Raw genomic sequence first — 26,337 nt, 5'->3', positions numbered from 1 at the left:
CCGCCGGCCGTCGTCCGCCGCCGTGAACGGGGACAGGAAGGCGGGGGTGGGCATGGAGAGCACACAAGCCATGGCCGAGGGCGTGGACGAGGGCGTGGACGAGACGGCCGCCCGGCGCCGTGAACAACGCGGCTGGTACTGGTACGACTGGGCCAACAGCGTCTATTCGACGACCGTGCTGACCGTGTTCCTGGGGCCGTATCTGACCTCGGTGGCGAAAGCCGCGGCGGACCTGGACGGCTTTGTGCACCCCCTGGGCATTCCGGTGCGCGCGGGCTCCTTCTATGCGTATGCGGTGTCCGCGTCACTGCTGCTGTCGGTGCTGGCGATGCCGCTCGCCGGAGCGCTGGCCGACCGGACCGGCCGGAAGAAGCCGCTGCTGGGCTGCTGCGCCTACGTGGGCGCCGCGTCGACGACGGGGATGTTCTTCCTGGGCGGCGACCGCTATCTGCTGGGCGGGGCACTGCTCGTCATCGCGAATGTGTCGTTCGTGGTGTCGATGATGCTCTACAACTCCTTCCTGCCGCAGATCGCCCGGCCCGACGAACGGGACGCCGTCTCCTCCCGTGGCTGGGCGTTCGGCTACGCGGCCGGAGCGCTGGTCCTGGTGGCCAACCTGGTGCTCTACGGCGCGCACGACTCCTTCGGCCTGTCCACGGGCGCCGCGGTGCGCATCTGCCTGGCGTCGGCGGGGCTGTGGTGGGGCGCGTTCTCGGTGATTCCGCTGCGCCGGCTGCGCGACCGGCGGGCAGCTGCCGCCAAGGCGCCCACCGGGCCCGGCGGCGCCGCGCTCGGTCAGGGATGGCAGCAACTGCGGGAGACGCTGCGCGACATGCGCCGCCATCCCCTCACCCTCTCCTTCCTCCTGGCCTATCTCGTCTACAACGACGGCGTACAGACGGTGATCACCCAGGCCTCCGTCTACGGGTCCGAGGAGCTCGGCCTGGACCAGACGACCCTGATCGTGGCGGTCCTGCTGGTCCAGGTGCTGGCCGCCGCGGGCGCCCTGCTGATGGGACGCCTGGCCGGACGGTACGGCGCACAGCGGACGATCCTGGGCTCCCTGGTGGCCTGGGTACTGACGCTCGCGGCCGGCTACTTCCTGCCCGCGAAGGCACCCGGGTGGTTCTTCGGACTGGCCGCCGGGATCGGTCTGGTCCTGGGCGGAAGCCAGGCGCTGTCCCGTTCGCTGTTCTCCCATCTGGTGCCGCGCGGCAAAGAAGCGGAATATTTTTCCGCGTACGAGATGAGCGACCGGGGCGTGAGCTGGCTGGGACCACTGGTGTTCGGGGTGACCTATCAGCTCACCGGGAGCTACCGGGATGCCATCGTGTCCCTGGTGGCGTTCTTTTTGATCGGTTTTGTCCTGCTGGCAAGGGTGCCGGTGGGGCGGGCGATCGCCGCGGCTGGAAATCCTGTGCCTGACCGGATTTAGCCCCAGGGCGTGCGGGCCGGTAGTGTACGCCTTTGGCTCACCAGGCGGACCGTTACTGCGCGCTCAACTCTGGATGGCGCTGGGTGACATCTGCTGCTAGATGTGACAAACCGGGCGCTGGTGGGTACAACAAGGGGCGGCACGAAGGAAGGCAGCGGCGCACAGCGCCTCCATCATGGGCGGTGGTGGGCGACGGGTGGGCGCATGTCCCGAATTTCGATTACGGGAATCTTCACCGCCGACCGGACGTTGACCGGATGACGACGACAGCGACACCTGTCCTGTGGGCGACAAGCCCGGGAGGCACGATTCATGAGTGAGCGAGCTCTCCGCGGCACGCGACTCGTGGTGACCAGCTACGAGACCGACCGCGGCATCGACCTGGCCCCGCGCCAGGCGGTGGAGTACGCATGCGAGAACGGACATCGATTCGAGATGCCGTTCTCGGTTGAGGCCGAGATTCCGCCGGAGTGGGAGTGCAAGGTATGCGGTGCACCTTCGCTTCTGGTGGATGGCGACGGCCCTGAGGAAAAGAAGGGTAAGCCCGCGCGTACGCACTGGGACATGCTCATGGAGCGGCGCACCCGCGAGGAGCTCGAGGAGGTGCTGGCCGAAAGGCTGGCCGTCCTGCGCTCCGGCACCATGAACATTGCCGTGCATCCGCGCGACAGCAACCGCAAGTCCGCCTGACAACGGGCCTGCGCCAAGCAGCACGAAGGGCCGGGGCCACTGCGCAGTGCAGTGGCCCCGGCCCTTGCTGCGTCCGCACCCGTACGCGCCGGGCACCGGGCATCCGGTCCCGCCGAGCGCCGGGCATCCGGCCCCGCCGGGTGCCGGGTGTGCGCTCAGCGGGAGCCCGGTGCCGCGCCGGGCGCCGGTGTGCGCTCAGCCGGTCAGCGGCGGGTCCTGGCGGCGCGGGGAAGAAGGCTCGTCCTCGTGGATGACCTCCCCCTGGACGACCTTGCCATCGGGCCGGTGCATCCGGGCCTGCTGGAAGGCGTCGCCGAACGAGCCCTGGGCGTAGCCCGCCCGGCGGTCCAGCAGCTTTTCGGCACGGCGCTGGATCAGCTTCCCGGTCGGCGGGAAGAGGCAGAGCAGCCCCAGGGCGTCGGACACCAGCCCCGGGATCATCAGCAACAGCCCGCCGGCCATCGGGAGCGTATTGCCGCTGCCGGCTTTGCCGCTGCCAGGTTTACCGCTACCGGCCTTACCGCCGCCCGGTGTGCCGTCACCGGAGGTGCCGTTGCCGGACGCAGCGGAGGTGCCGGGGGCCGCCGGGCCGCCGGTGGTCTGCACACTCTCGGTGAGGTTGCGCCAGGCACGACGGCCGGCCCGTTTGACCACATAGCCGCCGATGATCACTCCGGCGACCAGCAGAAGAAAGACCGTCAGGCCGTTGGTGGCACCGGCGACCACGGTCAGCAGCCAGATCTCCAGCACCATCCAGGCAACGATGCCCAACGGGACGAACCGGCGGGCGCGCGAGCGCTGGGGCGGGCGGGGACTCGGCGGTGGCGTGGCTCCGAACGTCATGCCTCAAGTGTGCCTGGCCCCTGCCGTCCCCCTCCCCGAGGGGCGCGCAGGATGGATCATCTCCGGGCGGCGGGCGGCGGGCGGCCGGGCGCAGCGGCCCCGGCGTCAGCGACCGCGGATCTTGTCCACCCGGGAGCCGACGCCCCAGGCCGTGACCCGCCACAGGGCCTCCACGACGATGTCACGGCTCATCTTGCTGTCGCCCAGTTCGCGCTCGACGAAGGTGATCGGCACCTCGACGACGTGATGGCCGGCCTGTACGGCACGGCGGGCGAGGTCGACCTGGAAGCAGTAGCCCTGGGAGGCCACGTCATCGAGGCCCAGCCCTTTGAGTGCCTGCGCGCGAAAGGCCCGGAAACCGCCGGTGAGGTCGCGCAGCGGCAGGTCCAGCACCAGCCGGGAGTACGTACTGCCCCCGCGGGAGATGAGCCGGCGGTATGCGGGCCAGTTGACGGTGCGGCCGCCGGGCACCCAGCGCGATCCGAGGACGAGATCGGCGCCCTTGAGGGCGGTGAGCAGCCGCGGCAGCTCCTCGGGCTGGTGCGAGCCGTCGGCGTCCATCTCGACCAGCACGTCGTAGCCGTGGTCGATCCCCCAGCGGAAGCCCGCGAGGTAGGCGGCGCCGAGGCCTTCCTTGCCCTTGCGGTGCAGGACGTGGACCTGCTCGTCGTCGGCGGCCAGTTCGTCGGCGAACTTGCCGGTGCCGTCAGGACTGTTGTCGTCCGCGACGAGGACGTGCGCCGTGGGGACGGCGGACCGCACCCGCGAGACGATCGGCTTGATGTTCTCCGCCTCGTTGTACGTCGGAATGATCACCAACGTGGTGCCGAGCGGACCGTACTGCCGCTGCCCGTCTGTCACTGCTGCCCCTTCTCGTCCTTCGTACGCCCGCGCCGGCCGACGACTACCGCGCCGGCGCAGGACAGAAGCCCCACGATAGCGAGCACCCACTCGGGAGCGGCACCGACGCGGTCGGCGACCGTCGTTCCGTCCCGCAGCGGAATACGCGCGGAGACCACGCCCTGGGTGAACTCGGGGATGCGGTGGGTGATCTTGCCGTCCGGGGCGACCACGGCACTGATCCCGCTGGTGGCCGCGGTGACCACGGCCCGGCCGTGTTCGACGGCGCGCAGCTTGGACATCGCCAACTGCTGCTCGGGCTGGCCGGAGCGGCCGTAGGTGGCGTTGTTGGTCTGGATGACCAGGGCGCGGGCGCCCGCATCGACGGTGTCGTGCACGATCTGGTCGTAGGCGACCTCGAAGCAGATGACGTCACCGAGCCGGGCGGGGCCGACGTGGAGCACGCCGGTGTGGTCACCGGGGTAGAAGTCGCGGGGCACTCGCTGGAAACGCGTGATGATCTTGCTGAGCTGCTCCCGGAACGGCACGTACTCGCCGAACGGCACCGGGTGCTGTTTGGTGTAGGAGGCGCCCGGCCCCTTCTTCGGGTCCCAGACGATGCCCTCGTTGAAGACATAGCCCTTCTTGGAGGGGTGGTCGATCAGGGCGCCGACGAGGACGGGCACGCCGATGGCCTTCACGGCCTCGTCGATCCGGTCGTAGGCCTGTGGGTATTTGTACGGGTCGAGGTCGGAGGAATTCTCCGGCCAGATGACCAGGTCCGGCTTCCTGGCCCGGCCGGCCTTGACGTCGGCGGCGAGCTTCTCGGTGGCCGTGGCGTGGTTGTCGGTGATCATCATGGGGCGGCCCAGGAAGTCCATGCCGGGCTGCTGGACGTTGCCCTGGACGACAGCGATGTCCACGGTGTCGTCGGCCTTCGTGGGAACGGGCACCACGGCGCCGGCCAGGGTGACCGCCGCGGCGAGCCCGAACGCTTCCAGGGCCGGGACGGCCCGGCGCAGCGATCCGTTGCCGCGCAGCTGCCAGAGGGTGGCGGCACATACGGCGAGCAGCGCGCCGGCCAGCGCAACGGCGAAGGTCACCAGCGGGGCACCGCCGAGCGCGGCGAGCGGGGTGAACGGCGAACCGGTGTTGGCGAAGGCGAGCCGGCCCCACGGGAAGCCGCCGAACGGCAACCGGTCGCGGGCCCATTCCTCGGCGACCCAGAGGCAGGCGGCCCACAGCGGCCCGCCCGGCAGCCTGGACGTCACGGCGAGCGCCGCGCCCAGCAGCGTCACGAAGAGCGTCTCGGCGACCGAGAGGCCGAACACGGCGTCCCACCCGACGACATGCAGCCACTTCAGCAGGATCAGGAAGAACGGCAGCCCGAACGCGAAGCCCGTCCAGGCGCCCTGGCGGGCGGTGCGGCCACGGGTCAGCAGCGACAGCGCGGCGACGGCCACCACGGACAGCGGCCACAGGTCGTAGGGCGGGAAGGCCAGACCGAGCGCGAGGCCGGCGACGGCCGCGAGGCCGGTGCGCAGCGCCTCGCAGCGGACCAGGGCGGCGAGGCGCCGCGCCCGCCCGGGGCGCGCGGGCGCGGCGGTGGAGCCCGTCTCGGCGCGCGGCACCGGGCCGTCGGGCGAGGTGCCGCTGACGGCTTCTTCGGTGGTATCGGAACCCGATGGCACGGTCGCGGGCCTTCCTGCAGGTCGTGCGGTGGTGAGCTGACCGTACATCGGGAGGCCGGGATTACGGATATGGGGTGCACAAAAGGTGAAGGGGCACCGAGGGAGGCTGCGGGCGGGGCCGCGGTGCGGTGCGGATAGGGGCCCGGCGCCCTTCGGGCCGACCTGGGACCCGCTGGCTGCGGGTCGACCGAAAGCCGTTGTCTACTGAGCGTCCGGGCCCCACCCGGGTCGCACCGTCCCCCAAGCTCCCAAGGAGCAGGGAGGGACCCCCATCCGGCCGAAACGCTCCGTTGTCCCGTGCCGCTGGTGCTGGACCTGGCTCCCAGTGGTGGTGTGCCCAGTGGCGCACCGCCCCATGGCCCAGCTGCGTTCGACGACTGCGCGGAGGTCTCCCGGTCGGACGTCCTGGTGGTGGACTCCGCCGAACCTACCGGCCGTCGACCGTCTGCTGTCAACAGGTGCTGCACCTGCGTCGTTTCGCGTCGCCCCAGGTCAGCTGCGAGCGCCCCAAGTGAGGCAAGGAGCGGCAGGCGCAGCCCGCGCCGGCACCTGCCCGCACGATGTCACTCGTTCGGCGGCCCGTAGACCGTTCGCCCGCCGACGACCGTGGTCAGGCACACCGGGAGGTCGTTGCCGGGGGTGAGGTCGGGCAGGCCGGGGGTGCCGGAACGGGGGTCGGTGGACCAGCGCTGCACCCGCTCGTCGGGAGCCTGGACGATCAGATCGCCGGTGCGCCAGACCGCGTAGTCGGCGGGGGCGCCGGGCACCAGGACGCCCGCGTCGTCCCGGCCGATGGCGCGCCAGCCGCCGCGGGTGTGGGCGGTGAACGCGGCGCGCGCCGAGATGCCGTGGGCACGGGTGCGGTGGAAGACGGCGGCGCGCACCGTACCCCAGGGGTCGAGCGGGGTGACCGGGCTGTCGGACCCGAGCGCGAGCGGGACACCGGCCTTGAGCAGCGCGGCGTACGGGTTGAGCGTGCGGGCCCGGTCGGTGCCCAGGCGGGCGGCGTACATGCCCTCCTCGCCGCCCCATGCCGCATCGAAGGCGGGCTGGACGGAGGCGGTCAGCGCCAGGTCGGCGAAGCCGGCGAGGGTGTGCTCGGTGAGCATTTCGGCATGTTCGACGCGGTGCCGGGCGGCGCGGACCCGGTCCAGGCCGATCCGGTCGGCGGCGGCGCGTACCCCGGCGACGACGCTGGTGAGGGCGGCGTCACCGATGGCGTGGAAGCCCGCCTGGAGCCCGGCCTCGGTACAGGCGGCGACATGGGCGGCGACGCCCTCGGCGTCGAGCTGGGCGGTGCCGGTGTGGCCCGCGTCGGCGTAGGGGGCGTGCAGATGGGCGGTGTGGGAGCCGAGTGAGCCGTCGGCGAACAGATCACCCGCGGCGCCGAGCGCTCCGAGTTCACGGACCCGCTCCGCGTCCTTTGCGGATGCGATGATCTCGGCCCAGTAGCCGATGACGCGGGGGCCGTTGCCTTCCCGGGCCAGGGCGAGCAGCCCCGTGAAGTCGTCCTCGCCCGAGATGTCCGGACCCGCGCACTCGTGGACGCTGCCGATGCCGAGCGAGGCGGCGCGGGCGAGCGCGGCGGCCTGGGCCTCGGCCCGCTGGGCGGGGGTGACGGTGGCGTACGCGGCCTTGCGCACCGCGTGATGGGCGGCGCCGGTCAGCGGGGCACCGTCGTGGAACCCGTCCCGGTCGCGGATGCCGGGGACCAGATCCAGCAGCGCCGTGGTCACGACAGCGGAGTGCACGTCGACCCGGGTGAGATAGAGCGGGCGGCCACCGGTGGCCTGGTCCAGCTCCGCGCGGGACGGCGGGCGCCCCTCCGGCCAGACGCCGGCGTCCCAGCCGTGCCCGAGCAGAATGCGGTCCGACGGGCGCGCGTCCGCGTAGGCGCGGACGCGGGCGAGCGCGTCGGCCAGTGTGCCGACCCCGACCAGATCGAGGCCGGTGAGCGCGAGACCGGTCGCCGTGCAGTGCACATGTGCGTCCGTGAACGCAGGAGTGACGAGCGCACCGTCGAGCGGGACGACCTCGTCCACGCCCTCGGCGAAGGAGTCGGCCGCGCCCTCCTCCCCGACCCAGGCGATGCGGTCGCCTTCCACCACCATGGCGGTGGCGAAGGGGTCCGCAGGGCTGTGCACCTCACCGCCGCGCAGCAGGACGGTGCGGGGCCGGGAAGGGTGCTTCCGGGCCGGTTGGGAAAGGGGCTCGCTCATACCGGACAGTTTGGCCCCTGCGGACGGAGAGGCCGCGCGCAGGGGGGCGCTCGCCGGTCAGATGCGCGGCGGCCGGGCCTCATAGGGGGTGGAGAGCACGACCGTGGTGCGGGTCGACACACCGGCGAGGGTCCGGATCCGGGTGAGCAGATGCTCCAGCTCCAGCGGGGTGGCGACCCGGACCTTGAGGATGTAGTTCTCGTCGCCGGCGACGCTGTGGCAGGCCTCCAGCTCGGGGACCTCGGCAAGGCGGTCGGCGATGTCGTCCGGCGCGCTCGGGTCGAAGGGTTTGACCGAGATGAAGGCGGTGAGCGGCAGGCCCACGGCTTCGGGGTCCACGATGGCGGCATAGCCCCGGATGACACCGCGCTGCTCCAGGCGGCGCACCCGCTGGTGCACCGCCGAGGTGGACAGGCCGGTGGCCTTGCCCAGGTCGGTGTAGCTCATCCGCCCGTCCTTGACGAGCAGATCCACGATTTGTCGGTCCAACTCCTCCACCCGCCCAACCTACTGCGCGCGGGGGCTTATGCGCACCGTGCGCCGGATCGTGGACACCCCCACGCCGGTTCATGTGACCAATGCCACACAGGTGACCCGGTGTCGGTGGGGTGCCCGCGATTATGCGTGCGGCATGAAGGGAATTGCTGCTGGTGGCCGGGACCGCCCGTCACAGGAAGTCAGCGGTACGACCGGCCCACCCGAGGGGGATGGACATCATGCGACGCCTTGAGCAGGACTCCGCTGCCGCGCACATCGGCGCCCAGGAAAGCGACGATCCCGGCGGCTACGGCGACGACGGTGCGGACTTCGATTCTTTCGACACCTATGAGATCTACCGTGTGACCTGCCCCGACTGCCTGCAGCCGATCGCGCTGCTGGCGGACGAGGACACGCTCCCGGAGCACGCACTGTGCGCCTCGTCGTGGAACCCCTTCGGCCTGACGGTGTGCCAGGGCTCCGGGCGGACGGTGTCCGAGGCGCCGAGGACCGCTGACGCCCTGGACGCCCAGGAGCAGGACGCGGCCGTGCTGCTGACGCTCCCGGAGAGCCTGGACTGGCGCCGCCAGCCGTTCTCGCACCTCGGCGGGCCCGGCACCCGGCCGGCCCTGGTGCCGCGGATGCGCCCGCTCAGCTGAGAGCGCCGGCAGGCCCGTCAAGCTCCCGGGGTCACCAGTAGCGGCGTTCGATCATCGCTTCCAGGGTGCCCCGGTGCAGGATCAGGGTGTCGGCGTCGGCCGGGACCGGTAGTTCACCGAAGTGGACCTGGCGGTAGGCCACTCGCAGCATGACGATGGCGTGCCGCAGGGCCGCGTAGAGGGTGTGGAATTCCATCGCGCGGGGCCGGTGTCCGGTGAGCCGGGCATAGCGGTCCTCGACGCGGTCACGACGCAGGAAGCCGGGCAACCCCCGCTGGCCGCTGCTCTCGGTGAGGTCCTGGAAGAAGCGGTGGAGAAAGATCATCCAGCCCAGGTCGAGTTCGCGGGGGCCGAGGGCGGCCATCTCCCAGTCGAGTACGGCTGCCGGCTCGAAGCCGTCGTAGACGATATTGCCGATCCGGGCGTCGCCCCAGGTCAGAACGGTCTCACCAGGGTCCGTCGGCCACAGGTCGGCCAGCCGGGCAAAGCCGCGCTCGATCAGCGGGGAGCGAGGGCGCCCGTCAACGACCCAGTGGTAGTAGGCCTGTTGAGCCTCGACATGACGCTGCAGTGCGTCTCCCGTTCCGGTGGTGGCGAGGAAGTCGGCCTCGCCGGTGGGGACGTGGTCGTGCAGCCGGGCGAGGACCGACACACTGGCGGCTTCCAGATGGCCGCGCTGGGCGTCGGTGGCGTCGTACAGCCAATTCCCCTCGTACGTATAGGGCATGACGTCCGGTGGGACGCGGCCGGCGGCGCGCGCCATGACGAAGAACGGCGCGCCGAGATACGCCGGGTCCTCTTCGAGCCAGAGGGTCCGGGGCACGGGCAGGTCGGTGTGTGCGGCGACCAGACGCATGGTGCGGTACTGCCGGGCCATGTCGTACCGCGGGAAGACGGTGTACGCGGCGGGGTCGGCGGCGAGGCGCAGTGCGCAGGAGAGGGGAACGCCCTCCTGCTCGGACGGCGGCCGGGGATGGTCGATGTCGAAGAGCAGCGTCTCGCTGGACATGCCGTTGGAATCCGGTACGGCCGCGGAGACGGCGCGGGCGCCGGGGAGCCGGGTGCCGAGCCAGGCGGTGAGCCGGCGGGTCAGCGCCTCGGGGTCGCGGGTGGTGGTGCGGGGCCGGGGCGCCGTGGTCACTGTCCGGCCTCCTGCGCGACGGAGTCATAGCCGGTGAAGCCGCTCGGGTCGTGCCGGCCGAAGCTGCCGTGCTCGAAGATGCCGTAGCCGGTCCGCCCGTCGAGGGTGAAGCGGGCGGCGTGGTCGGTGACTCCGTAGCCGGCGTGGGGGTGGGCGGCCGGGTCGGAGAGGTCGTAACTGCGGCGGTCGGTCCAGCCGCGGCCCCGCCAGGTGCCGTGCTGCCAGTCGTCGGCGCGCGCAGGAGGGTAGCCGGCGCCCACGGCGAGGGGTGAGGAGGTGAGGATCTCGGCGGTGAGCTGGAGGGGTTTGCGGGCCGGGTCGGTGAGGTGGATGACGGCGCGTTCGGGGTGGCGGGTGCCGGGGCGGTAGCTGATGTCCGTGTGCGGCCAGCCGAGTTGGGCATCGCGGGCGCCCTCGCGCACCATGGTGGCCTCGTTCAGGGTGCGGTGGCCGTCGGCGTCCTCCTGGACGATGACCATCACAAAGCGGTCGTCGAAGCGCACCGGGCACCAGACCCAGTGGAAGCCCTCGGGCCGTAGTTCCTCGGCCGCCCGCCCGCCGTCCTCACCGGCGATCGGGCGGACGCCCCAACTGCGGTCGCGGGTGCCGGTCCACTCCCCCGCGGTGACGGCGAGCTCCTGGCCGGCCACGCGGATGCTGCCGCTGCAGGTGCCCGCCTGGACGAACCGCCGGCCTTCGAGCAGCAGCCGGTCGCCGCGGTGCTGGGTGTGGTGCGGCTCCCAGGTGGCGGGAAACGCCGCGGTCCAGGTCAGGTCGTACGCCAGGCCGTCCGGATCGTCGGGGTCCGCGGCGCAGGTCAGCCGCAGGCGCGTGAGCGGCTCCTCGACGGTGATGGTGAGCGGTCCGACGGTGAGGGCGAGGCGGTCATCGGTGAGCGCGTCGGAGGCCCGTACGGCGTGCAGCCGGTCGCCGAGGCGGAGGGTGGCATAGGCGTCGATGACGCCGGTGTTGGGGTAGACACCGAGGCCGGCGATCAGCAGGGCACGGCCGGAGTGGTCCATGACGTGGAAGATGCACCGGTCGTAGGCGTTGCGGTCGCCGGTGGCGACATGCCGCATGGACAGCGGGACCTGGTGGATCGGGTATTCGTCGAGCGCGATCGGGCGGTCGGGCACGGTCTCCTCCTGGGCGCGCGGTCGGCAGGGCTTCGCCGGGGATACCGCCCCCCACAGCGAAAATTGACGGTACGTCAGCTCAACCCGGACGACCAGACCCCCGAAAGAGGTAGGGGCCGAACCGACAGTTCACCTGTTACCTTCTGAGTCGATGCCGAACCGACCACTGGAGCCACGGTGACCTCACGACCTCCCCTGCACTGCCTGCGCTGCGCCCGCGTCTCGGAGGGCTTCGCGGGGTGCCGGACCTGTGCCGCGGAGGGCATCGGCGTCAATACGATGCCGCCGCTCGCGGATCTGACCGGTGTGGACCTCGCCGCGTATCCGGGCGGGCCGTGGGGCCTGCCGACGGCCCTGCCGGTCTCCGGACCGCCGGTCACGCTGGGAGAGGGCAACACCCCGTGCGTCCGGCTGCGGACGGCCCCGGACCGGCCCCAGGACGGCTCGCCCGCCGGGGAGTTGTGGCTGAAATACGAGGGCGGGAATCCGACCGGTTCCCACAAGGACCGGGCGATGGCCGTCGGGGTGGCCGCGGCGGTGGCAGCCGGTGCCGACACCGTGGTCGCCGCGTCCTCCGGCAATGCCGGGGCGGCGGCCGCGGCGTATGCGGCGCGGGCCGGGCTGCGCTGTGTGGTGTTCACCAACGAGAAGGTGCCGGCGGGACTGCAGGCCCAGATCGATGCGCTGGGCGCCGAGCGGAGGGTGCACCCGGGCACCACCGGCGCACGGAACGCGGCGATGGCCAGGGCCGTGGAGGAATCCCACTGGTATCCGCTGACCAGCTACTCCTCGCCGTCGCCGGGCGGGAATCCGTACGCCAACGAGGGGTACAAGTCGGTCGCCTACGAGCTGGCGCGGGACTTCGCCGGGCGGCGGATCGACGCGGTGGTGGTGCCCACCAGCCGGGCGGATCTGCTGTCCGGAGTCGGCCGCGGCTTCCGGGAGTTGGCGGCCGCGGGGCTGATCGCCCACGAGCCCCGGCTGGTGGCCGCGGAACCCTCCGCCGCGGCGCCGTTCACCGCCGCGCTGCGCCGCCCGGACCGCGCGGACCAGGAGCGTACGCGGGTGACGGCCCGGCCCACGGTGGCGTTCTCCCTCGGGGACGAGCGGCCCTGCTGGCAGGGGCTAGACGCGCTGTGGCGCACCGCGGGCACGGCCGTGGCGCTGGACGACGAGGCGATCCGGGCGGAACACCGGAGGCTGGCGGCACAGGGCCTGATCCTGGAGCCGTCCTCGGCCGTCGGGTCCGCCGTGGCGCGGGATCCGGCCCGCACACCCGGCGCGCTGGTGGTCGCGATCGGGACGGCGACGGGACTCAAGGGACTGGTGGGCTGAGGCCGGGAGGCCTGACGGCCTGACGGCCGGGCGAGCGGACGGGCGCATCGGCGGACGGGCGCGGAGTGTGCGGGGCATGCCCGGCGGGCGCGACATGCCCGCGGGGCGGCGGCGGGCCGGAGAGCTCCGGGCCGCCTCCGCCCCGCCCCACCCCCGCTCAGCGCGTTTCGGGGCCCGCGAGATGGCGGGCGATGACCATCCGCTGGATCTGGTTGGTGCCCTCGACGATCTGCAGGACCTTGGCCTCGCGCATATAGCGCTCGGCCGGGAAGTCGAGGGTGTAGCCGTAGCCGCCGAGGAGCTGGACGGCGTCGGTGGTCACCCGCATCGCGGTGTCCGTGCAGAACAGCTTGGCCATCGCCGCTTCCTTGGAGAACGGCAATCCCGCGTCGCGCAGCCGGGCGGCGGTGAGATAGAGGGCGCGGCCGGCCTCGATCTGGGTGGCCATGTCGGCGAGCATGAAGCGCAGGCCCTGGAAGTCGACGATCGGGCGGCCGAATTGCTGCCGCTCGGCGGTGTACGCGAGCGCCTCGTCCAGCGCCGCCTGGGCGACACCGACGGCACAGGCCGCGATGCCCAGGCGCCCGGAGTCCAGAGCGGACAGGGCGATGGCGAAGCCCTGCCCCTCGTCTCCGAGGCGGCGGGAGTCGGGGACGCGGACGGCGTCGAAATGCAGCTGGGCCGTCGGCGAGCCCTTCATGCCCATCTTGCGCTCGGGTGCCGCCGCGCTGAGGCCCTCGGCGTCGCCGGGAACGAGGAAGGCCGTGATGCCATGGGCGCCGCTGCCGCCGGTGCGGGCCAGCACGGTGTAGAAGTCGGCCACGCCGCCGTGCGTGGTCCAGGCCTTGGTGCCCTCCAGCCGCCAGGTGTCGCCCTCCCGGGTGGCCCGGGTGGTCAGGGAGGCGGCGTCGGAGCCCGAGGAGGGCTCGGAGAGGCAGTAGGCACCGATGAGGCCGCCGCCGAGCATGTCCGGCAGATGTTCGGCGCGCTGCTCCTTGGTGCCGTATCCGGCGAGCGCATGACAGGCGAGGGTGTGCACGCTGACGCCGAGACCGACGGTGAGCCGGGCGGCGGCGAGTTCCTCCAGAACCTGGAGGTAGACCTCGTAGGGCTGGCCGCCGCCACCGAATTCCTCGTCATAGGGCAGCGAGAGCAGTCCGGATTCCGACAGCAGGGTGAAGGTCTCGCGCGGGAAGTGGCCGGCGTCCTCCTCCTCGGCTGCCGTTGGCCTGATCTCGCGCTCGGCAAGCTCACGTACGAGGGTCAACAGGTCGCGGGCTTCCTCCGTGGGCAGCCTGCGGTCCACCGGCCGGGGGCCGTACTCGGTCATGGCGGCGCTCTCCTCCCTGTCGGGCGCTGCGGCGACACGCGCAGGGTGGGCGGCGGCGCCGGTTTCGTCGTGCCAGGCCGATGATCGCGTTCCGGGTTGCGGAAGGCGATGACCTGCGGCGGTGGCGCTAGGAGTATGCCCGATCGGCGGCCTCGCGTCACGGGTTGATCATCACGGACAGCGGGAATCCGGCCTCCGCAGCGCCCGGGCATCGAATTGGTCCGAACCATTGACTCACTGGTCTAGTCCTTCTACCTTCTCCCCCAACGTTCAACGCGTTCATGCCAATTCGGACGCAGGTCAGGCTCCACCCCTCGCCCCCCTCCGAGGAGACGACATGCTCAGACCGCACCGGATGCGCTCACCGCGCAGAGTGATCGCCGCCGCCACCGCGCTGTGTACGGCGGCACTGGCCGGCACCCTGCTCGCCGGACCGGCCGCCGCCGACCCGGCCGGGGCCCCCACCCGACAGCACCCGTCCGCGCCCGCCACGGCAACGTCGGCCACGGCAACGTCGGCCGCAGCGGGAAACAAGGTCGTCGGATACTTCACCAACTGGGGTGTCTACGACCGCAATTACCACGTCAAGAACATCGAGACCTCGGGCTCGGCGGCCAAGCTGACGCACATCAACTACGCCTTCGGCAACGTTCAGGGCGGCAGGTGCGCCATCGGCGACTCCTACGCCGACTACGACAAGGCCTATACCGCCGACCAGAGCGTCGACGGCCAGGCGGACACCTGGGACAACGGCGCGCTGCGCGGCAACTTCAACCAGCTGCGCAAGCTCAAGAAGCTGCACCCGGGCCTCAAGGTGATCTGGTCGTTCGGCGGCTGGACCTGGTCGGGCGGCTTCGGCGAGGCCGCCAAGAACCCCGACGCCTTCGCCCGGTCCTGCCTCGACCTGGTCGAGGACAAGCGCTGGGCGGATGTCTTCGACGGTATCGACATCGACTGGGAGTACCCCAACGCCTGCGGCCTGACCTGCGACGCCAGCGGTAAGGACGCCTTCACCAAGGTGATGAAGGCGCTGCGCTCGACATTCGGCCGGAGCGCTCTGGTGACCGCGGCGATCACCGCGGACGCCTCGTCCGGCGGCAAGATCGACGCGGCCGACTATGCCGGTGCGGCGCAGTACGTCGACTGGTACGACCCGATGACGTACGACTACTTTGGTGCCTGGGACGCCAAGGGCCCGACGGCGCCGCACTCCCCCCTCACGTCGTACAGCGGTATCCCGAAGGCCGGCTTCAACAGCACCGACACCATCGCCAAGCTCAAGGGCCTCGGCGTCCCGGCGGGCAAGCTGCTGCTGGGGATCGGCTTCTACGGCCGTGGCTGGTCGGGCGTCACCCAGGATGCGCCGGGCGGCACGGCGACCGGCGCGGCACCGGGCACGTACGAAGCCGGTATCGACGACTACAAGGTGCTCAAGGGCCGCTGCCCGGCCACCGGCAAGGTCGGCGGCACCGCCTACGCCAAGTGCGGCGACCAGTGGTGGAGCTATGACACCCCGGAGACCATCGGCACGAAGATGGCCTATAAGGACGCGCAGGGCCTGGGCGGCACGTTCTTCTGGGAGCTGAGCGGTGACACCACAGGCGGTGAACTGATCAAGGCGATCAGGTAGGCCGGCAGGAGCGGAACCGGGCGGGCGGGAGGCGGCGGCCTCCCGCCCGCCCGTCGTGCGGCAGCGGCCGGGGCCGGTGCCCTGTGCCCGTCACCGGCAGGACGGCGCGCTCCTCCGTGACGGCTGCGCGCACAGTGACCACGGTGACGCCCGTGGGTGACCGGGCGCATCTGCGGGGTTTACGCCCCCGCCCGGTACGAGCACCATCGGCCGTAGGGGCAGGAGCCACAGGTGAAGAGGTGACGCGTGGTCAACCCTTGGCTGGCGATGGAGACCGGTGCCGATCCGGTGGAGCGCACCCGCACGGTGCGCCGGGCCCATGCGGCCTTCCTCAGCGACGGGACCGTTGCGCCACCGGTCCGCCAGGTGGTCGCCGACTCCTGGCGCCGCTCCGCCGACGCCCGGGCCGCGGCGGACGGCGCCGCGCCCATCGATCTGGACGAGGCCACGCTGGGCGCCTACCGGGACGGACATCCGCTGGCCCGTGCGATGCCCGTCTTCCGGGAGCTGCTGGGCAGTTTCGCGCAGGACGGCGCACATCTGCTGGCCGTCTGCGATCCGCAGGGGCGGCTGCTGTGGGTGGAGGGGCACCGCGGGGTGCGGCGCAGTGCCGAGCGGATGAACTTCGTGGTCGGCGCCCGCTGGGACGAACGGCACGCCGGCACCAATGCCCCGGGCACCGCGCTCGCCGCCGATCACGCCGTACAGATCTTCGCCGCCGAGCACTACAACCGGCAGGTGCAGCGCTGGACCTGCGCCGCCGCCCCGCTGCACGATCCGCGGACCGGGCGGCTGCTGGGCGCGGTCGACATCACTGGCGGCGACCATCTGGCGAGCCCCCACAGCCTGGCTCTCGTACAGGCCACCGCACGTGCCGCGGAAGCCCACCTCGCCGCCGAAGTGCCCGAGTTGGGCGTCTGCCTGTCGGCGCTGGGCCGGGACGAGGCGCTGCTGGTGGTGGACGGGAAGCGGGTGCGACTCGGCCGCCGGCACAGCGAGATCATGGCGCTGCTGGCCCGGCACCCCGACGGGCTGACGGGTGATCAGCTCTCGGTGCTGCTCTACGGCGAGCGCGAGATGCGCCCGGTGACACTGCGGGCCGAGCTGTCCCGGCTGCGCCATCTCGTCGGCACGCTGCTGCATTCGCGTCCGTACCGGCTGAGCCGGCCCGTCGAGACCGATCTGTGCGCCGTCGAGGAGGCCTTGGACGCCGGCGAGGTGCGCTCCGCATGGGGCGCGTACCGCGGTCCACTGCTGCCGTTGTCGGAGGCGCCCGGTGTACAGCGGCTGCGCGGTGCACTGGAGGACCGGCTACGGCGTACGCTGCTCGCCACCCGCGACCCCGGCCTGCTGCGCGAGTGGTCGCGCACCCCCTGGGGCGAGGACGACCTGGAGATCTGGGAAGCCCTGGTGGACGCCCTACCCGAGCGCTCCCCGGCCCGTAGCGCACCGATGGCGACCGCGGACCGGCTGCGCGCGGCGTACGGCCTGACCGGTGCCGCCCCCCGTGCCGCGCACGCGCCCGCCGCCGCGCGCGTCGCAACGTTCACGCAACCTCCCCCGCCATAGCCTGCGCACAACGCCCGTCACACGGGAGTGGCGGGCACCGCGCCGAGAGCGATTGGGAGGCCGCACCATGGCCCGTTACGCCAGCCCGGGTTCCGCCGATGCCGTCATGAGCTACCTGCCCCGCTATGACCACTGGATCGGCGGCGAGTTCGTGGCGCCCGCACTGGGCCGGTACTTCGAGAACCCGACCCCGGTCAACGGGCAGCCGTTCACCGAGGTCGCGCGGGGCACCGCCGAGGACGTCGAGCGGGCCCTGGACGCGGCGCACGCGGCCGCGCCCGGCTGGGCCCGTACGGCCGCCGCCGAACGCGCCACCGTCCTCAACAGGATCGCCGACCGGATGGAACAGAATCTGGAGGCCCTGGCGGTCGCGGAGAGCTGGGAGAACGGCAAACCCGTACGGGAGACACTGGCGGCCGACCTCCCGCTCGCCATCGACCACTTCCGCTACTTCGCGGGCGCCATCCGCGCCCAGGAAGGGTCCCTGTCGGAGATCGACGAGGACACCGTGGCGTACCACTTCCACGAGCCGCTCGGCGTCGTCGCCCAGATCATCCCCTGGAACTTCCCCATCCTCATGGCGACCTGGAAGCTCGCCCCGGCACTGGCCGCGGGCAACGCCGTGGTCCTCAAGCCGGCCGAACAGACCCCCGCATCCGTCCACTTCTGGATGAGCCTGGTCGCGGACCTGCTGCCGCCCGGCGTGGTCAACATCGTCAACGGCTTCGGCGCCGAGGCCGGCAAGCCCCTGGCGTCCAGCCCCCGGGTCGCCAAGGTCGCCTTCACCGGCGAGACCACCACCGGCCGTCTGATCATGCAGTACGCGTCCGAACACCTGCGGCCGGTGACGCTCGAACTGGGCGGCAAGAGCCCCAACATCTTCTTCGACGATGTCTCGTCCGCGGTGGACGACTTCCACGACAAGGCACTGGAAGGCTTCACCATGTTCGCCCTCAACCAGGGCGAGGTGTGCACCTGCCCGTCCAGGGCGCTGATCCAGCGCGGTCACTACCAGGACTTCCTGGAGGCCGGGGTGGCCCGCACGGAGAAGATCGTCCAGGGGCACCCGCTGGACACCGACACCATGATCGGCGCACAGGCCTCCAACGACCAGCTGGAGAAGATCCTCTCCTACCTGGACATCGGTCAGAAGGAGGGCGCCCGCATCCTGACCGGCGGCTCCCGCGCCGAGCTCGGCGGCGAACTGGAGGGCGGCTACTACGTCCGCCCGACGATCTTCGAGGGCAACAACGAGATGCGGGTCTTCCAGGAGGAAATCTTCGGCCCGGTGGTCGCCGTGGCCCCGTTCAGCGACTTCGACGACGCGATCGGCATCGCCAATGACACGCTCTACGGACTCGGCGCGGGCGTCTGGACCCGCGACGGCTCCACCGCCTACCGCGCGGGCCGCGCCATCCAGGCCGGGCGCGTGTGGACCAACTGCTACCACGCCTATCCGGCCCATGCGGCCTTCGGCGGCTACAAGCAGTCCGGCATCGGCAGGGAGAACCACAAGATGATGCTGGACCACTATCAGCAGACGAAGAACATTCTTGTTTCATACAGTCCGAAGAAACTTGGGTTCTTCTAGAGTCTCAAGTTGGGTGCTCGGAGGGGGCTTTACCCTTTCAGGCACCCACAGGGCGCAGCCACTATCCGTGACCGTTCAGCAACCTTCCGGACCCGTTCACCACGAATCTGCGCCCGTCCCGGACCAGCCACGGACCAGCTGGGGCGCTATGATGCGTCGCCCTCGGCGGGGCGAGGCATGCGAAGAAGTGCGGACGGCGTCGGGGACGGGCGTGGTCACACGGCAGTGGGCTCTCGGGTGGTCTCGAGGTCGTTGGGCACCGCAAGGACTGGCCCCCAGCACATGCCGACGGTATCGCGGTCGGGGATGACGCCACGTTCTCGTTGTTTGCGGAGGTGCACGAAATTTCGGTACTCGCGGACGATCGCCATGAAGTCGTGGGCGTCCATCTGGATCCATCCTCGGGTGCGCGCGGTGTCCAGCAGCAGGGCGAAGCTGGCTCGTTCAGGGGCAACGCGCCTCTCACCCTGAGGGAAGCCCCGTTGCAGGCTGGGATCTCTGTGCGTGAGGACGTCGAGGAGGAGAGCTTCAGTGAAGCTGCCGATACTGATGAGCGCCATGCCGTACGCACCGTGTTGCTCACAGATCTGCGTCTCAGTGACCCTCTCCATCAGTTGTTGCAGGAACTCCCCACTGCTGACGAGGGGGCGGATGCGCTCTTCCAGGTCCTCGGGGGCAGCCAACTGCGCTGCATCACAGCCGTTTCAACGAGCTGCCCTCCGACACCGCGGCCCGCCGGTAACACCGCCACCGAGATCGCCCTGCTCGTCCTGGCCGGCTCGGGTGCCACCTCCGGACTGCCCTGGTAGCCGTCACACGCAAACCCCCGCCGGCTCAGGACAGTGGGGTACCCACGCCTCGCCCGCAGATCGGCGTCGTTGTGCAACCTCAACCGTGCGGGAGAACCCCCTTCACGGCCAGATGCACCATCAACTCCGCGGCCACCAGCTCGGTCCGGCCCACCTCACTACGACCTGCTGGACCTACGGCTGCTGTTCCTCCTCTGCCGCCTTCCGCTCCGCATGCTTGGCGCGTCCCGGTTCGAAGAGACCGAACAACTCAACAACAATCCTGACGAGCGCAGACAACACCGTGAGATAGATACCGGTTCTCGCACCTTCGAACTGCCATGCCCACGCCGTAACCACCGCGGCGAAAACACCACTGGCGACGGCGCCCAACACTCGATGCGCCAGGAAGAGGAACCAGGGAACGGCCGGAGCCAAGAATATTGCGACCCCAATGAGGACGGCCCCTATCCACATATCGCATGTCCTCCTTGCCAGGAGCTCGGTGTCCGGTCGCCATGTCAGGGTCCCGGACACCGAGCTAAGAGTTATCGGGTGTACTCCGCATCAGGACTCTTTGCGGGAGCACCACAGAAGTGGGCGTCGGGATCAGTGTCGGTATCGGACAGGACCGTGATACTCCACGGGTTCCCGGAATGTCCGCTGTCTCTCGCGCACTCTGTGTAGGGGTTCTCCCTGTTGGGCGGCGTGCTCATACCACTGAAGTGGTAGAAGTCGCCCGTGGTCACCGGATTGCTGGACTGAGTGTAGGTGCCGTCGAGGTTGATGGACTTGCCGTTGCGGTACAGGTACTGATTCGGCATGTAGCTGGAGCGCAGGACGGGGGAAGCGGACACCTTGCGGATCGAGTCGTCGGCGCACGACTTGAAGTCGAGTTCCTGCCAGATGGGAGGCGCGCTGCCGAAGATGGAGCCGGTGAGGCCGGGCTTGAAGAACATGTTGCGGATCTCCGCTGCCATCGTCGTCACCGGATGGTTCGCCCCTGTGGCACGCGACACCTTGTCCACCCATGCGGAGACGCTCTCGGTGAGCCCGTCGATGCCAAGTGCCGGTCGGTAGCCGATGGCCCCGCCGGCGGTGGTCATCACCGCGACGCACTGCCCCTTGTCGCCGGACACGGGGTTGTCGTCGTAGTCGGTGAGGACCGGCTTCACACCGATCGACTGGTAGGCAAGGCCGGGGAGGATTCCGTCACTGTTGGTGGTCGTGTGCGTGGTGGCGCCATCGTGGACGTTGAGGTTCTTCCGCGCGTAGTTCAGCCCCGGTTCCGGGATGCCGTATTCCGCACTGACGTTCTTGATGAAGTCGTGGACGAACGTGGGCATGTGGGTGTCGGCGGTCCGGTCGTCGTAGGTGACGGACTGGCTGCCGTCCACGATTTTCCCGTCGGAGGTCTTGATGTACGACACGGTCGCCTTGTTGTACATCTTGTAAGCCCCGCCGTCCTGACCGAACCACGACGGGCGCTGGTCGTTCGACGGCCGCTTCGTGTACGGGTTGGAGTAGTGCATCCAAGCGGGGATGGAGTGACCGTCGGGGTGGTCGGTGGTGGAGGTGCCCGACTGCTGCACCTCATCACGCCACTTCTGCACCGCATCCCGGGTCTTCGGCATGGTGCACCGGGAGTCGGGGATGCCTCCGGTGCAGCTCCCCAGCGCCGCGACGCTCTGAGACGTCTTCAACGCCCAGCCGTACAGGTCCTTGCGGGACTTCAACGGTGTATTGAACAAGCTGGATTCCGGCCGGACATCGATGTCCTGGTCCTCGTCGAAGAACGCGTCGGCCTCGATCGTGTCCTTCACGTACGTGCCCTTGAGCGGCTGGAAGGCCGCAGCGCCCCAGGCGATGTCGGCGTCGGCGGTGCCGTCATAGGCGTAGTTCGACAGGGTCACGCTGGGTGCGCCGGTGAACTTGTAGCCGCCGAGCGAGATCCACTTGTTACTGTTGTCGCTGTCGGCGTTGATGGTGACCGTGCGGTCCCCGCCGTCGACGCCCTTGATCACATAGTTGGCGTGCTTCGCCTGGGCCCCGGTGTCGGGCAGGTGCACCCATACCTTGCCCAGGTCCATCGTCTGGCCGAAGGTCCAGGTGCCGTCGATGGTCATGGTGCCTGAGGGGCCGCCGTAGTGCGCCTTGTCGCGGGTGTGGGTGTACCAGAAGTGGCCACCGTAGCCGCCGCCGACCTGGTGCAGGTCAGCCTTGGCCTCATAGTGGTTGTCGGAGTCGGGATAGAAGGTGAACTGGAAACTGCCCGACGACGTCACCTTCCCGCAAGAGGCCCAGGACTGCGTCCCGTTGGGGACGGAGGCTACGACGACCGCGTCCTTCGGGGCGCCGGAACAGACCGGCTCGCCGTACTTGAGGCGGTTGCCGCGCCCCGGTTCGGGCCGCTCCGTCGCATACTTGATCAGTTCGTTACCGCACGTACTGTCGCAATCCTTCCATGTCGCGTTCTCCTGGTTCCACCAGAACTTTTCGTAGCACTTGGCGTCCGGGCAGTCGGGCGGGTTGGCGGGGTCGCACCCGTTGTGGATGTCGCAGAATTTGAACATGGGCGGGGAGACCGTGGCGCGGTTGGCGACGGTGGTCCACCAGGCGGGCTGGAAGCCGGCCGAGCTGAAGCCCGACTCGCCCTTCCAGTCCTGCCGCCCGTCCGTCCCGTAGGAGTATCCGGTGTCGATGGACCAGGCGGACCAGCCCATCACTTTCTCCTCGTATGGCCAGTCCTGCGGATGCGCCGCGTCGTGATTGGCTTCCTTGTCCATGTCCGTGTTCATGAACGGGCCGCGTCTGGGCGGGTAGAAGGGGTTGGCGGGGTTGTTGTACCAGCCGAGGCCCCACGGCTTGCCCGGGGCACCCTTGCCGTTGAAGCCGAGGTTGTAGTTCCAGGCGGCGGTGAACCAGTTCTCTACGCGCTTCGGGTCATCGTTGTTGACCGTGACCTTCTGCCCGTCGGTGTGCACCTCGTTCCACTTGTCGGCGAGGGTGTACATGGAGGCGGCGATATTGCTCGCGTAGTCGACCGCGACCGCTTTCTGCAGCTTGGGATCCATGCCCTTCTCGGTCGACTTCTCCCTGCCGGCCTTCCGCATGCCGTCGGTGACCTGGCCGACGCCGTAGCCGCAGTCGGACTTGTCCCAGTGGATCTTCCAGTAGGCCGACGGGTCGTCCTTGTCCGCCTTGTGGCCGTAGTAGCCGTCGACGGCAGCGAGCGGGGAGCCCGTCTGCCCGGGGATGACACCGGATTCGGCCTGCCAAAGGTTGGATTCCTGGGCGAGGATGCCGAGCATGACGTTGGCGGGGATGCGTTGGCCGCCCTTCAGTGTCGGCGGCGGGAACAGTCCCTGCGGGTCAATCGTGCTCATGCCCGTCTGACTGCGGTATTCGCCCTGACGAATCACGCCGCTCCGCAGCTTGCCCCGGACGGCCATGCCGACCGCCCACTCCACCTGATTCGGTGTGGGCTGCAGGGCCTGCATCGTCGCGTCGTTGCGGGAGATGGAGCACCAGCGGTCGGGGTCGGTGGGGTCGTGGGAGACTTCGCCGTCCGCGGCGCGTGGTGCGAGCGCGGTGCTCGGCTCACCGGTGCCCCCGAGAGCGGGGCTGAGGGCGTTGTTGCCGTTCTCCGCCGTGACATCGGCCACCGACTGAGAAACCGCCTTGCCGGTGAAGGTGGCGGTCGAGGTGACCTTCACCGGGTCCAGAGCCACCTGCTGCGGGGAACGCGCGGGCAGGACCGCCTGCGTCCCCTCCGCATTCCTGAACCCCTTGCCCGCGTGGGAAATGTGGTTCAGTCCGGCGCGGATGCCGGGGGCGAGGACAGGGTTCACGGCGAGGTGCCCGTGGGTGGAAATGTCGGCCTCAGCGGGCACAGCCAGGCGGCTGATCCCGGTGGCCTCGAGACGGGGACCGGCGGTGGGGTGACCCGTGAGGAACACCCGCCCTCCATCGCCCTGATGGATGCCGATGTCGGAGAGACGACCGGAGGCGACGAGGGCGGGCTTGCCCCGCCCCGTGAACACCTTCACCTGCGCCGTGGTGTCGTTCCTGCGATCCGCGAACACGATGTTCCCCCGCGCGGCCAGGCGGATGTCGAACGGCGTACTGTCGGCGGTCGTCAGCTTCTTGACCGAGCCGGACGTGCCTATGTGCATGAGTTGGCGTCCGCGTGCGGCGACCGCACCGTCCTTCACCGGGATTGCGCTGGTCACCTGGCCGTCGACAGCGGTGGAGCCCGTCGTCTTCCCCGCTGTGTCGACTGTGATCACCCGCGTCTTGGTCTTCGCCGGGTCGTTCATGTCCCTGTAGGCGGTAAAGGCGGCGGTGTGCGTCTGCGGGTTGCACGTGGGGTCGAAGTAGGCGAGGGAGGCGGTGAAGGGCAGCTTCGTCACGGCACCGGTCGTGGTGTTGACGATCGCCGCGAACGCGCCTCCCTGCATCAGGTCGGGCTTGTTCGTGAACGTGCGGGGCGCATACACGGCGGCGACATGGTCGCGGTCCATGACGCACTGGTTACCGATCCACGAGTCGGCGGGCATGGCCGGCTCCGCAAGGGCCGCGACCGTCTTCCAGTCGTACGCCTTGGCTTCATCGGCGGCGAGGATTTTGAAAGCCTTCACGTCGGCCACGCCGGTCACGGCCCGGTCCTTGCTCTGCTTCCAGCTCTTGCCAAGGCTGGCGTCCGGGCTTGCCACGCGGCTTGAGCGGGGCTTGTCGGGTAACTTCCGCTCGGCGGCCGCGACCGCGTCCCAACCCTTCGGTCCGGGGGCTGGGGAGGGGGGTTCGGCAGCGAGCGCCTGCGACACCACGGGGCCGCTCGCGACCAGCGCGACCGTGGTGATGAGCAGCGGTGTACGTAGGCACTTCGTCCTGTGATGACGACGTATCAAGTCGCTCCTTAAAATAGTTGATGTGAACGGCAAAAACGTCAGCCTCGCGCAACTCAGCAGTGGTTCACGTGCTGCCCGTGCCAGACGTGAGCGCGGCAATGGTCCGCCCAGCGCTTAACGCAGAACCCGGAGCATGGGGCGGGAGCTTGGAGGGAGGTCAGCCGACGGAGGCGTCGAGGCGGGGCGGATACTGCCCCGACGATCTCCGGTCGTGTTCTCAGGTGGCAGCGGGCCCAGGACGGGGATCTTCCGCTGAAATCCGGGCCGGCGCACAGGGGCTGAGAACGAGCCTTTCCGTATCGTGGCTGTGAGGGAGGCTACGTTGAGGGTGTTGCGGCGGACCTCGCCCGGCCGATGGCGGCGGCGTTGACCACTCCTTCTGGGATGGGCACGGCGCCACCAACGGCAATAGGGCCGGTCTGCCTGTTCGAACCCAGGCCGAATAGGAAGACCGGCGGTGTGCCGGGTATACGACGGGTGCGCGGAAGCTGCTCGGGTGACGGCTTTCTCACCGGGCCCGCTCTGCGGTGACTTCGGTGCAGCTCAGCTCCAGGCTTTCCGAAAACGGCAGACCCGCCAACCAAAGGACGTGATCACGTCCGTCGGCCGCTGCACCCGATCCCCTGCGTGTCGCAGCTCATGGTATGCACCCTTTGTTTAATTGGCGCTCGCGCAGAATTCTGCTGGGCGAGCGCCGCGAATCGATTGTGCGCGGGTCAGGTCAGCGACGGACTTCGAAGCTGTCGACCTTGTCGTTCCAGTTCCCGCCATCCGGGTAGTCCAAGTTCGCCATGCTGGGGTGGCGGTGGGAGATGAGGTCACGCTGACGGTCGTGAAGCGGCCACGACCGGTAGTCCCAGAGCCTGGCGATGCCGTAGTTGGTCGGCCAGCGCAGGACCTGGTAATAGACCGAGCTCAACTTGTCGCGGAACCCCCACTCGCCGAGGTCATGCTTGCCGTCGCTGCTGAATCGAAGGACCCTTCCCGCGTAGTTGGGGTTCTCGAAGAGGCACCAGTAGTCCTCGATGCATCCCCTCGGAGGAGGCGACGTCAGCGATGCGGCGGCCTTCAAGGTCGCCTGGCGGATTGATGCGGGAAGAGCGGGGTCGGCCAGGGCTTCCTCATTCGTGTCATAACAGTGCACCTCCCCGCCGGGAAGTTCAGTACAACTGCTGACTCCTCCCCAGTTCTCATCCTCTGCAAGGTTGATTTGCCGCCCGTTGTACTGGGCGATCACTGGCTTGGATGGGTTGGCCGACGGAGAGGGGCTTTCGATTGCCGTTGCAGATGGCGCACCAGTAGATTCATTCGCGTACGCCACCGGGCCAGTAGCTAACAGAAGGGCGCCGGTAGAAACAGCAGCCAACAGGACCTTGGTTAAATGCTTGGATATCAAGGGTTATGCTCCGGGGTCGTGTCGTAGTTGTGCAGACGGATTCCGTCAGGGCCATACACGTTGAGCACGTAGCCCTGAGCGAGGTGTACGCCTTCCCGAGTTAGGAAAGATGCCAAGCCGGTGGCGAAGTTATCGAAATTCGCGTAGCTGGTCTTCTTGTGGGTCCATACGGTCAGCACGAGCACACCCGTGCCGTTCTTCGCGTGGCGGATGCCGGAGACGTCGGCGTCCCCTCCGGCCTGGCGGTATCGGTCGGCTAGTTCTGTGGCCGCCCTCGATGGGGCTGAGGTGATGGTCGGAGGGCTCGTTGGAGTCAACTTGCGGTCATGGCGAGCATCGCTATCCACGCTGCATCCAGTGAGTAGAACAGCGATAACCAGAGAAAGAATAATCAGAAATCGTCTGCTCGCGCCAGTAGTCTCGACGATACGGAATCGGGACAGCAGCGACGGATCAAAAGTCGTCCCACCACTCCGCCCGAGGGCCTCTTCCCAGGAGTGGATGCTGCGCATTATCTCGTCTGCCATGGAGGGCCCCTTCGGTGACCAAAGTATGTGAGGCGTGGTCTCTTGGAACCGGAAAACAACGGAGCTCACACAAGGAATGGGAGGCATTGTTACCGCGCAATCCATCAGCTTTCTCGGCCACATCTACTTG

At 69.6% G+C, this 26,337-nt stretch carries 21 protein-coding genes; 8 read left to right on the top strand and 13 right to left on the bottom strand.

Translation table 11 applies throughout. From position 1 onward, the window contains the following. The first annotated feature begins 52 nt into the window (after positions 1-52). Together ACF088_RS06380 and ACF088_RS06375 are read left to right on the top strand one after the other, a co-directional pair. Complete coding sequence (locus ACF088_RS06380; RefSeq protein WP_392374249.1) at positions 53-1,435, top strand: MFS transporter; 1,383 nt, start codon at positions 53-55, stop codon at positions 1,433-1,435. Positions 1,436-1,747: 312 nt separating this feature from the next. Then, positions 1,748-2,125, top strand: a complete 378-nt coding sequence (locus ACF088_RS06375; protein WP_030080286.1) for an RNA polymerase-binding protein RbpA — start codon at positions 1,748-1,750, stop codon at positions 2,123-2,125. A gap of 195 nt (positions 2,126-2,320) precedes the next feature. On the opposite strand, the gene ACF088_RS06370 is transcribed toward ACF088_RS06375, so the two are convergent. The 5 genes from ACF088_RS06370 to ACF088_RS06350 form a co-directional block, all read right to left on the bottom strand. Beyond that, positions 2,321-2,968 carry an FxsA family protein gene (locus ACF088_RS06370; protein ID WP_392374248.1) on the bottom strand — a complete coding sequence of 216 codons (648 nt, stop codon included), beginning with the start codon at positions 2,966-2,968 and terminating at the stop codon, positions 2,321-2,323. 105 nt (positions 2,969-3,073) lie between these two features. Next, the gene (locus tag ACF088_RS06365; RefSeq protein ID WP_392374247.1) at positions 3,074-3,829 is read right to left on the bottom strand and encodes a polyprenol monophosphomannose synthase; all 756 of its coding nucleotides are present in this window, start codon (positions 3,827-3,829) and stop codon (positions 3,074-3,076) included. Continuing rightward, positions 3,826-5,499, bottom strand: a complete 1,674-nt coding sequence (gene lnt / locus ACF088_RS06360) for an apolipoprotein N-acyltransferase (protein ID WP_392374246.1) — start codon at positions 5,497-5,499, stop codon at positions 3,826-3,828. Before lnt ends, ACF088_RS06365 begins: the two co-directional genes overlap by 4 nt. A gap of 563 nt (positions 5,500-6,062) precedes the next feature. Continuing rightward, positions 6,063-7,718 (bottom strand): amidohydrolase, encoded by a 1,656-nt coding sequence (locus ACF088_RS06355; RefSeq protein ID WP_392374245.1) that lies wholly within the window; start codon positions 7,716-7,718, stop codon positions 6,063-6,065. Positions 7,719-7,775: 57 nt separating this feature from the next. After that, positions 7,776-8,216, bottom strand: coding sequence for an Lrp/AsnC family transcriptional regulator (locus ACF088_RS06350; RefSeq protein ID WP_026170119.1), 441 nt, complete (start codon positions 8,214-8,216; stop codon positions 7,776-7,778). 218 nt (positions 8,217-8,434) lie between these two features. On the opposite strand from ACF088_RS06350, the gene ACF088_RS06345 reads away from it, so the two are divergent. Beyond that, positions 8,435-8,854, top strand: coding sequence for a hypothetical protein (locus tag ACF088_RS06345; RefSeq protein ID WP_392374244.1), 420 nt, complete (start codon positions 8,435-8,437; stop codon positions 8,852-8,854). A gap of 31 nt (positions 8,855-8,885) precedes the next feature. Here the strand turns inward: ACF088_RS06345 and ACF088_RS06340 are convergent, their stop codons facing one another. Then, complete coding sequence (locus ACF088_RS06340) at positions 8,886-9,995, bottom strand: phosphotransferase family protein (RefSeq protein WP_392374243.1); 1,110 nt, start codon at positions 9,993-9,995, stop codon at positions 8,886-8,888. Then, positions 9,992-11,131 (bottom strand): hypothetical protein, encoded by a 1,140-nt coding sequence (locus ACF088_RS06335; protein ID WP_392374242.1) that lies wholly within the window; start codon positions 11,129-11,131, stop codon positions 9,992-9,994. The genes ACF088_RS06340 and ACF088_RS06335 overlap by 4 nt, the downstream gene beginning before the upstream one ends. A gap of 177 nt (positions 11,132-11,308) precedes the next feature. On the opposite strand from ACF088_RS06335, the gene ACF088_RS06330 reads away from it, so the two are divergent. After that, positions 11,309-12,466, top strand: a complete 1,158-nt coding sequence (locus ACF088_RS06330; protein ID WP_392374241.1) for a pyridoxal-phosphate dependent enzyme — start codon at positions 11,309-11,311, stop codon at positions 12,464-12,466. Positions 12,467-12,623: 157 nt separating this feature from the next. Here ACF088_RS06330 and ACF088_RS06325 read toward each other — a convergent pair whose 3' ends face one another. After that, positions 12,624-13,796 carry an acyl-CoA dehydrogenase family protein gene (locus ACF088_RS06325; protein ID WP_088801336.1) on the bottom strand — a complete coding sequence of 391 codons (1,173 nt, stop codon included), beginning with the start codon at positions 13,794-13,796 and terminating at the stop codon, positions 12,624-12,626. 337 nt (positions 13,797-14,133) lie between these two features. Between ACF088_RS06325 and ACF088_RS06320 the strand changes: the two genes are divergently transcribed. From ACF088_RS06320 to adh, 3 genes are all read left to right on the top strand, one after another. Beyond that, on the top strand, positions 14,134-15,426 hold the full coding sequence (locus ACF088_RS06320) for a glycoside hydrolase family 18 protein (RefSeq protein WP_392374240.1): 1,293 nt from the start codon (positions 14,134-14,136) through the stop codon (positions 15,424-15,426). Between the two features lie 246 nt (positions 15,427-15,672). Further along, positions 15,673-16,995 carry a GAF domain-containing protein gene (locus tag ACF088_RS06315; protein ID WP_392374239.1) on the top strand — a complete coding sequence of 441 codons (1,323 nt, stop codon included), beginning with the start codon at positions 15,673-15,675 and terminating at the stop codon, positions 16,993-16,995. Positions 16,996-17,062: 67 nt separating this feature from the next. Then, a complete protein-coding gene (adh, locus tag ACF088_RS06310; protein WP_392374238.1) occupies positions 17,063-18,586 on the top strand; it encodes an aldehyde dehydrogenase in 1,524 nt (507 codons plus the stop codon). A gap of 215 nt (positions 18,587-18,801) precedes the next feature. Here adh and ACF088_RS06305 read toward each other — a convergent pair whose 3' ends face one another. Further along, positions 18,802-19,146, bottom strand: a complete 345-nt coding sequence (locus ACF088_RS06305; RefSeq protein WP_392374237.1) for a hypothetical protein — start codon at positions 19,144-19,146, stop codon at positions 18,802-18,804. A gap of 12 nt (positions 19,147-19,158) precedes the next feature. Here ACF088_RS06305 and ACF088_RS06300 point away from each other — a divergent pair, with 12 nt between their 5' ends. Next, entirely contained in the window at positions 19,159-19,395 is a 237-nt protein-coding gene (locus tag ACF088_RS06300; protein ID WP_392374236.1) for a hypothetical protein, read from the top strand. Positions 19,396-19,569: 174 nt separating this feature from the next. On the opposite strand, the gene ACF088_RS06295 is transcribed toward ACF088_RS06300, so the two are convergent. The 4 genes from ACF088_RS06295 to ACF088_RS06280 form a co-directional block, all read right to left on the bottom strand. Continuing rightward, positions 19,570-19,911, bottom strand: coding sequence for a hypothetical protein (locus ACF088_RS06295; protein WP_355786811.1), 342 nt, complete (start codon positions 19,909-19,911; stop codon positions 19,570-19,572). Positions 19,912-19,922: 11 nt separating this feature from the next. Continuing rightward, complete coding sequence (locus ACF088_RS06290) at positions 19,923-24,317, bottom strand: hypothetical protein (protein ID WP_392374235.1); 4,395 nt, start codon at positions 24,315-24,317, stop codon at positions 19,923-19,925. A gap of 688 nt (positions 24,318-25,005) precedes the next feature. Beyond that, entirely contained in the window at positions 25,006-25,680 is a 675-nt protein-coding gene (locus ACF088_RS06285; protein ID WP_392374234.1) for a peptidase inhibitor family I36 protein, read from the bottom strand. Next, positions 25,677-26,207 (bottom strand): hypothetical protein, encoded by a 531-nt coding sequence (locus tag ACF088_RS06280; RefSeq protein ID WP_392374233.1) that lies wholly within the window; start codon positions 26,205-26,207, stop codon positions 25,677-25,679. Before ACF088_RS06280 ends, ACF088_RS06285 begins: the two co-directional genes overlap by 4 nt. Positions 26,208-26,337 lie beyond the last annotated feature (130 nt).

The organism is Streptomyces sp. NPDC015125 (genome assembly GCF_043080045.1).
Taxonomy (GTDB): Bacteria; Actinomycetota; Actinomycetes; order Streptomycetales; family Streptomycetaceae; genus Streptomyces.
Note: the sequence above shows the minus strand (reverse complement) of the source record. Positions and strands in the feature narration are given on the sequence as shown.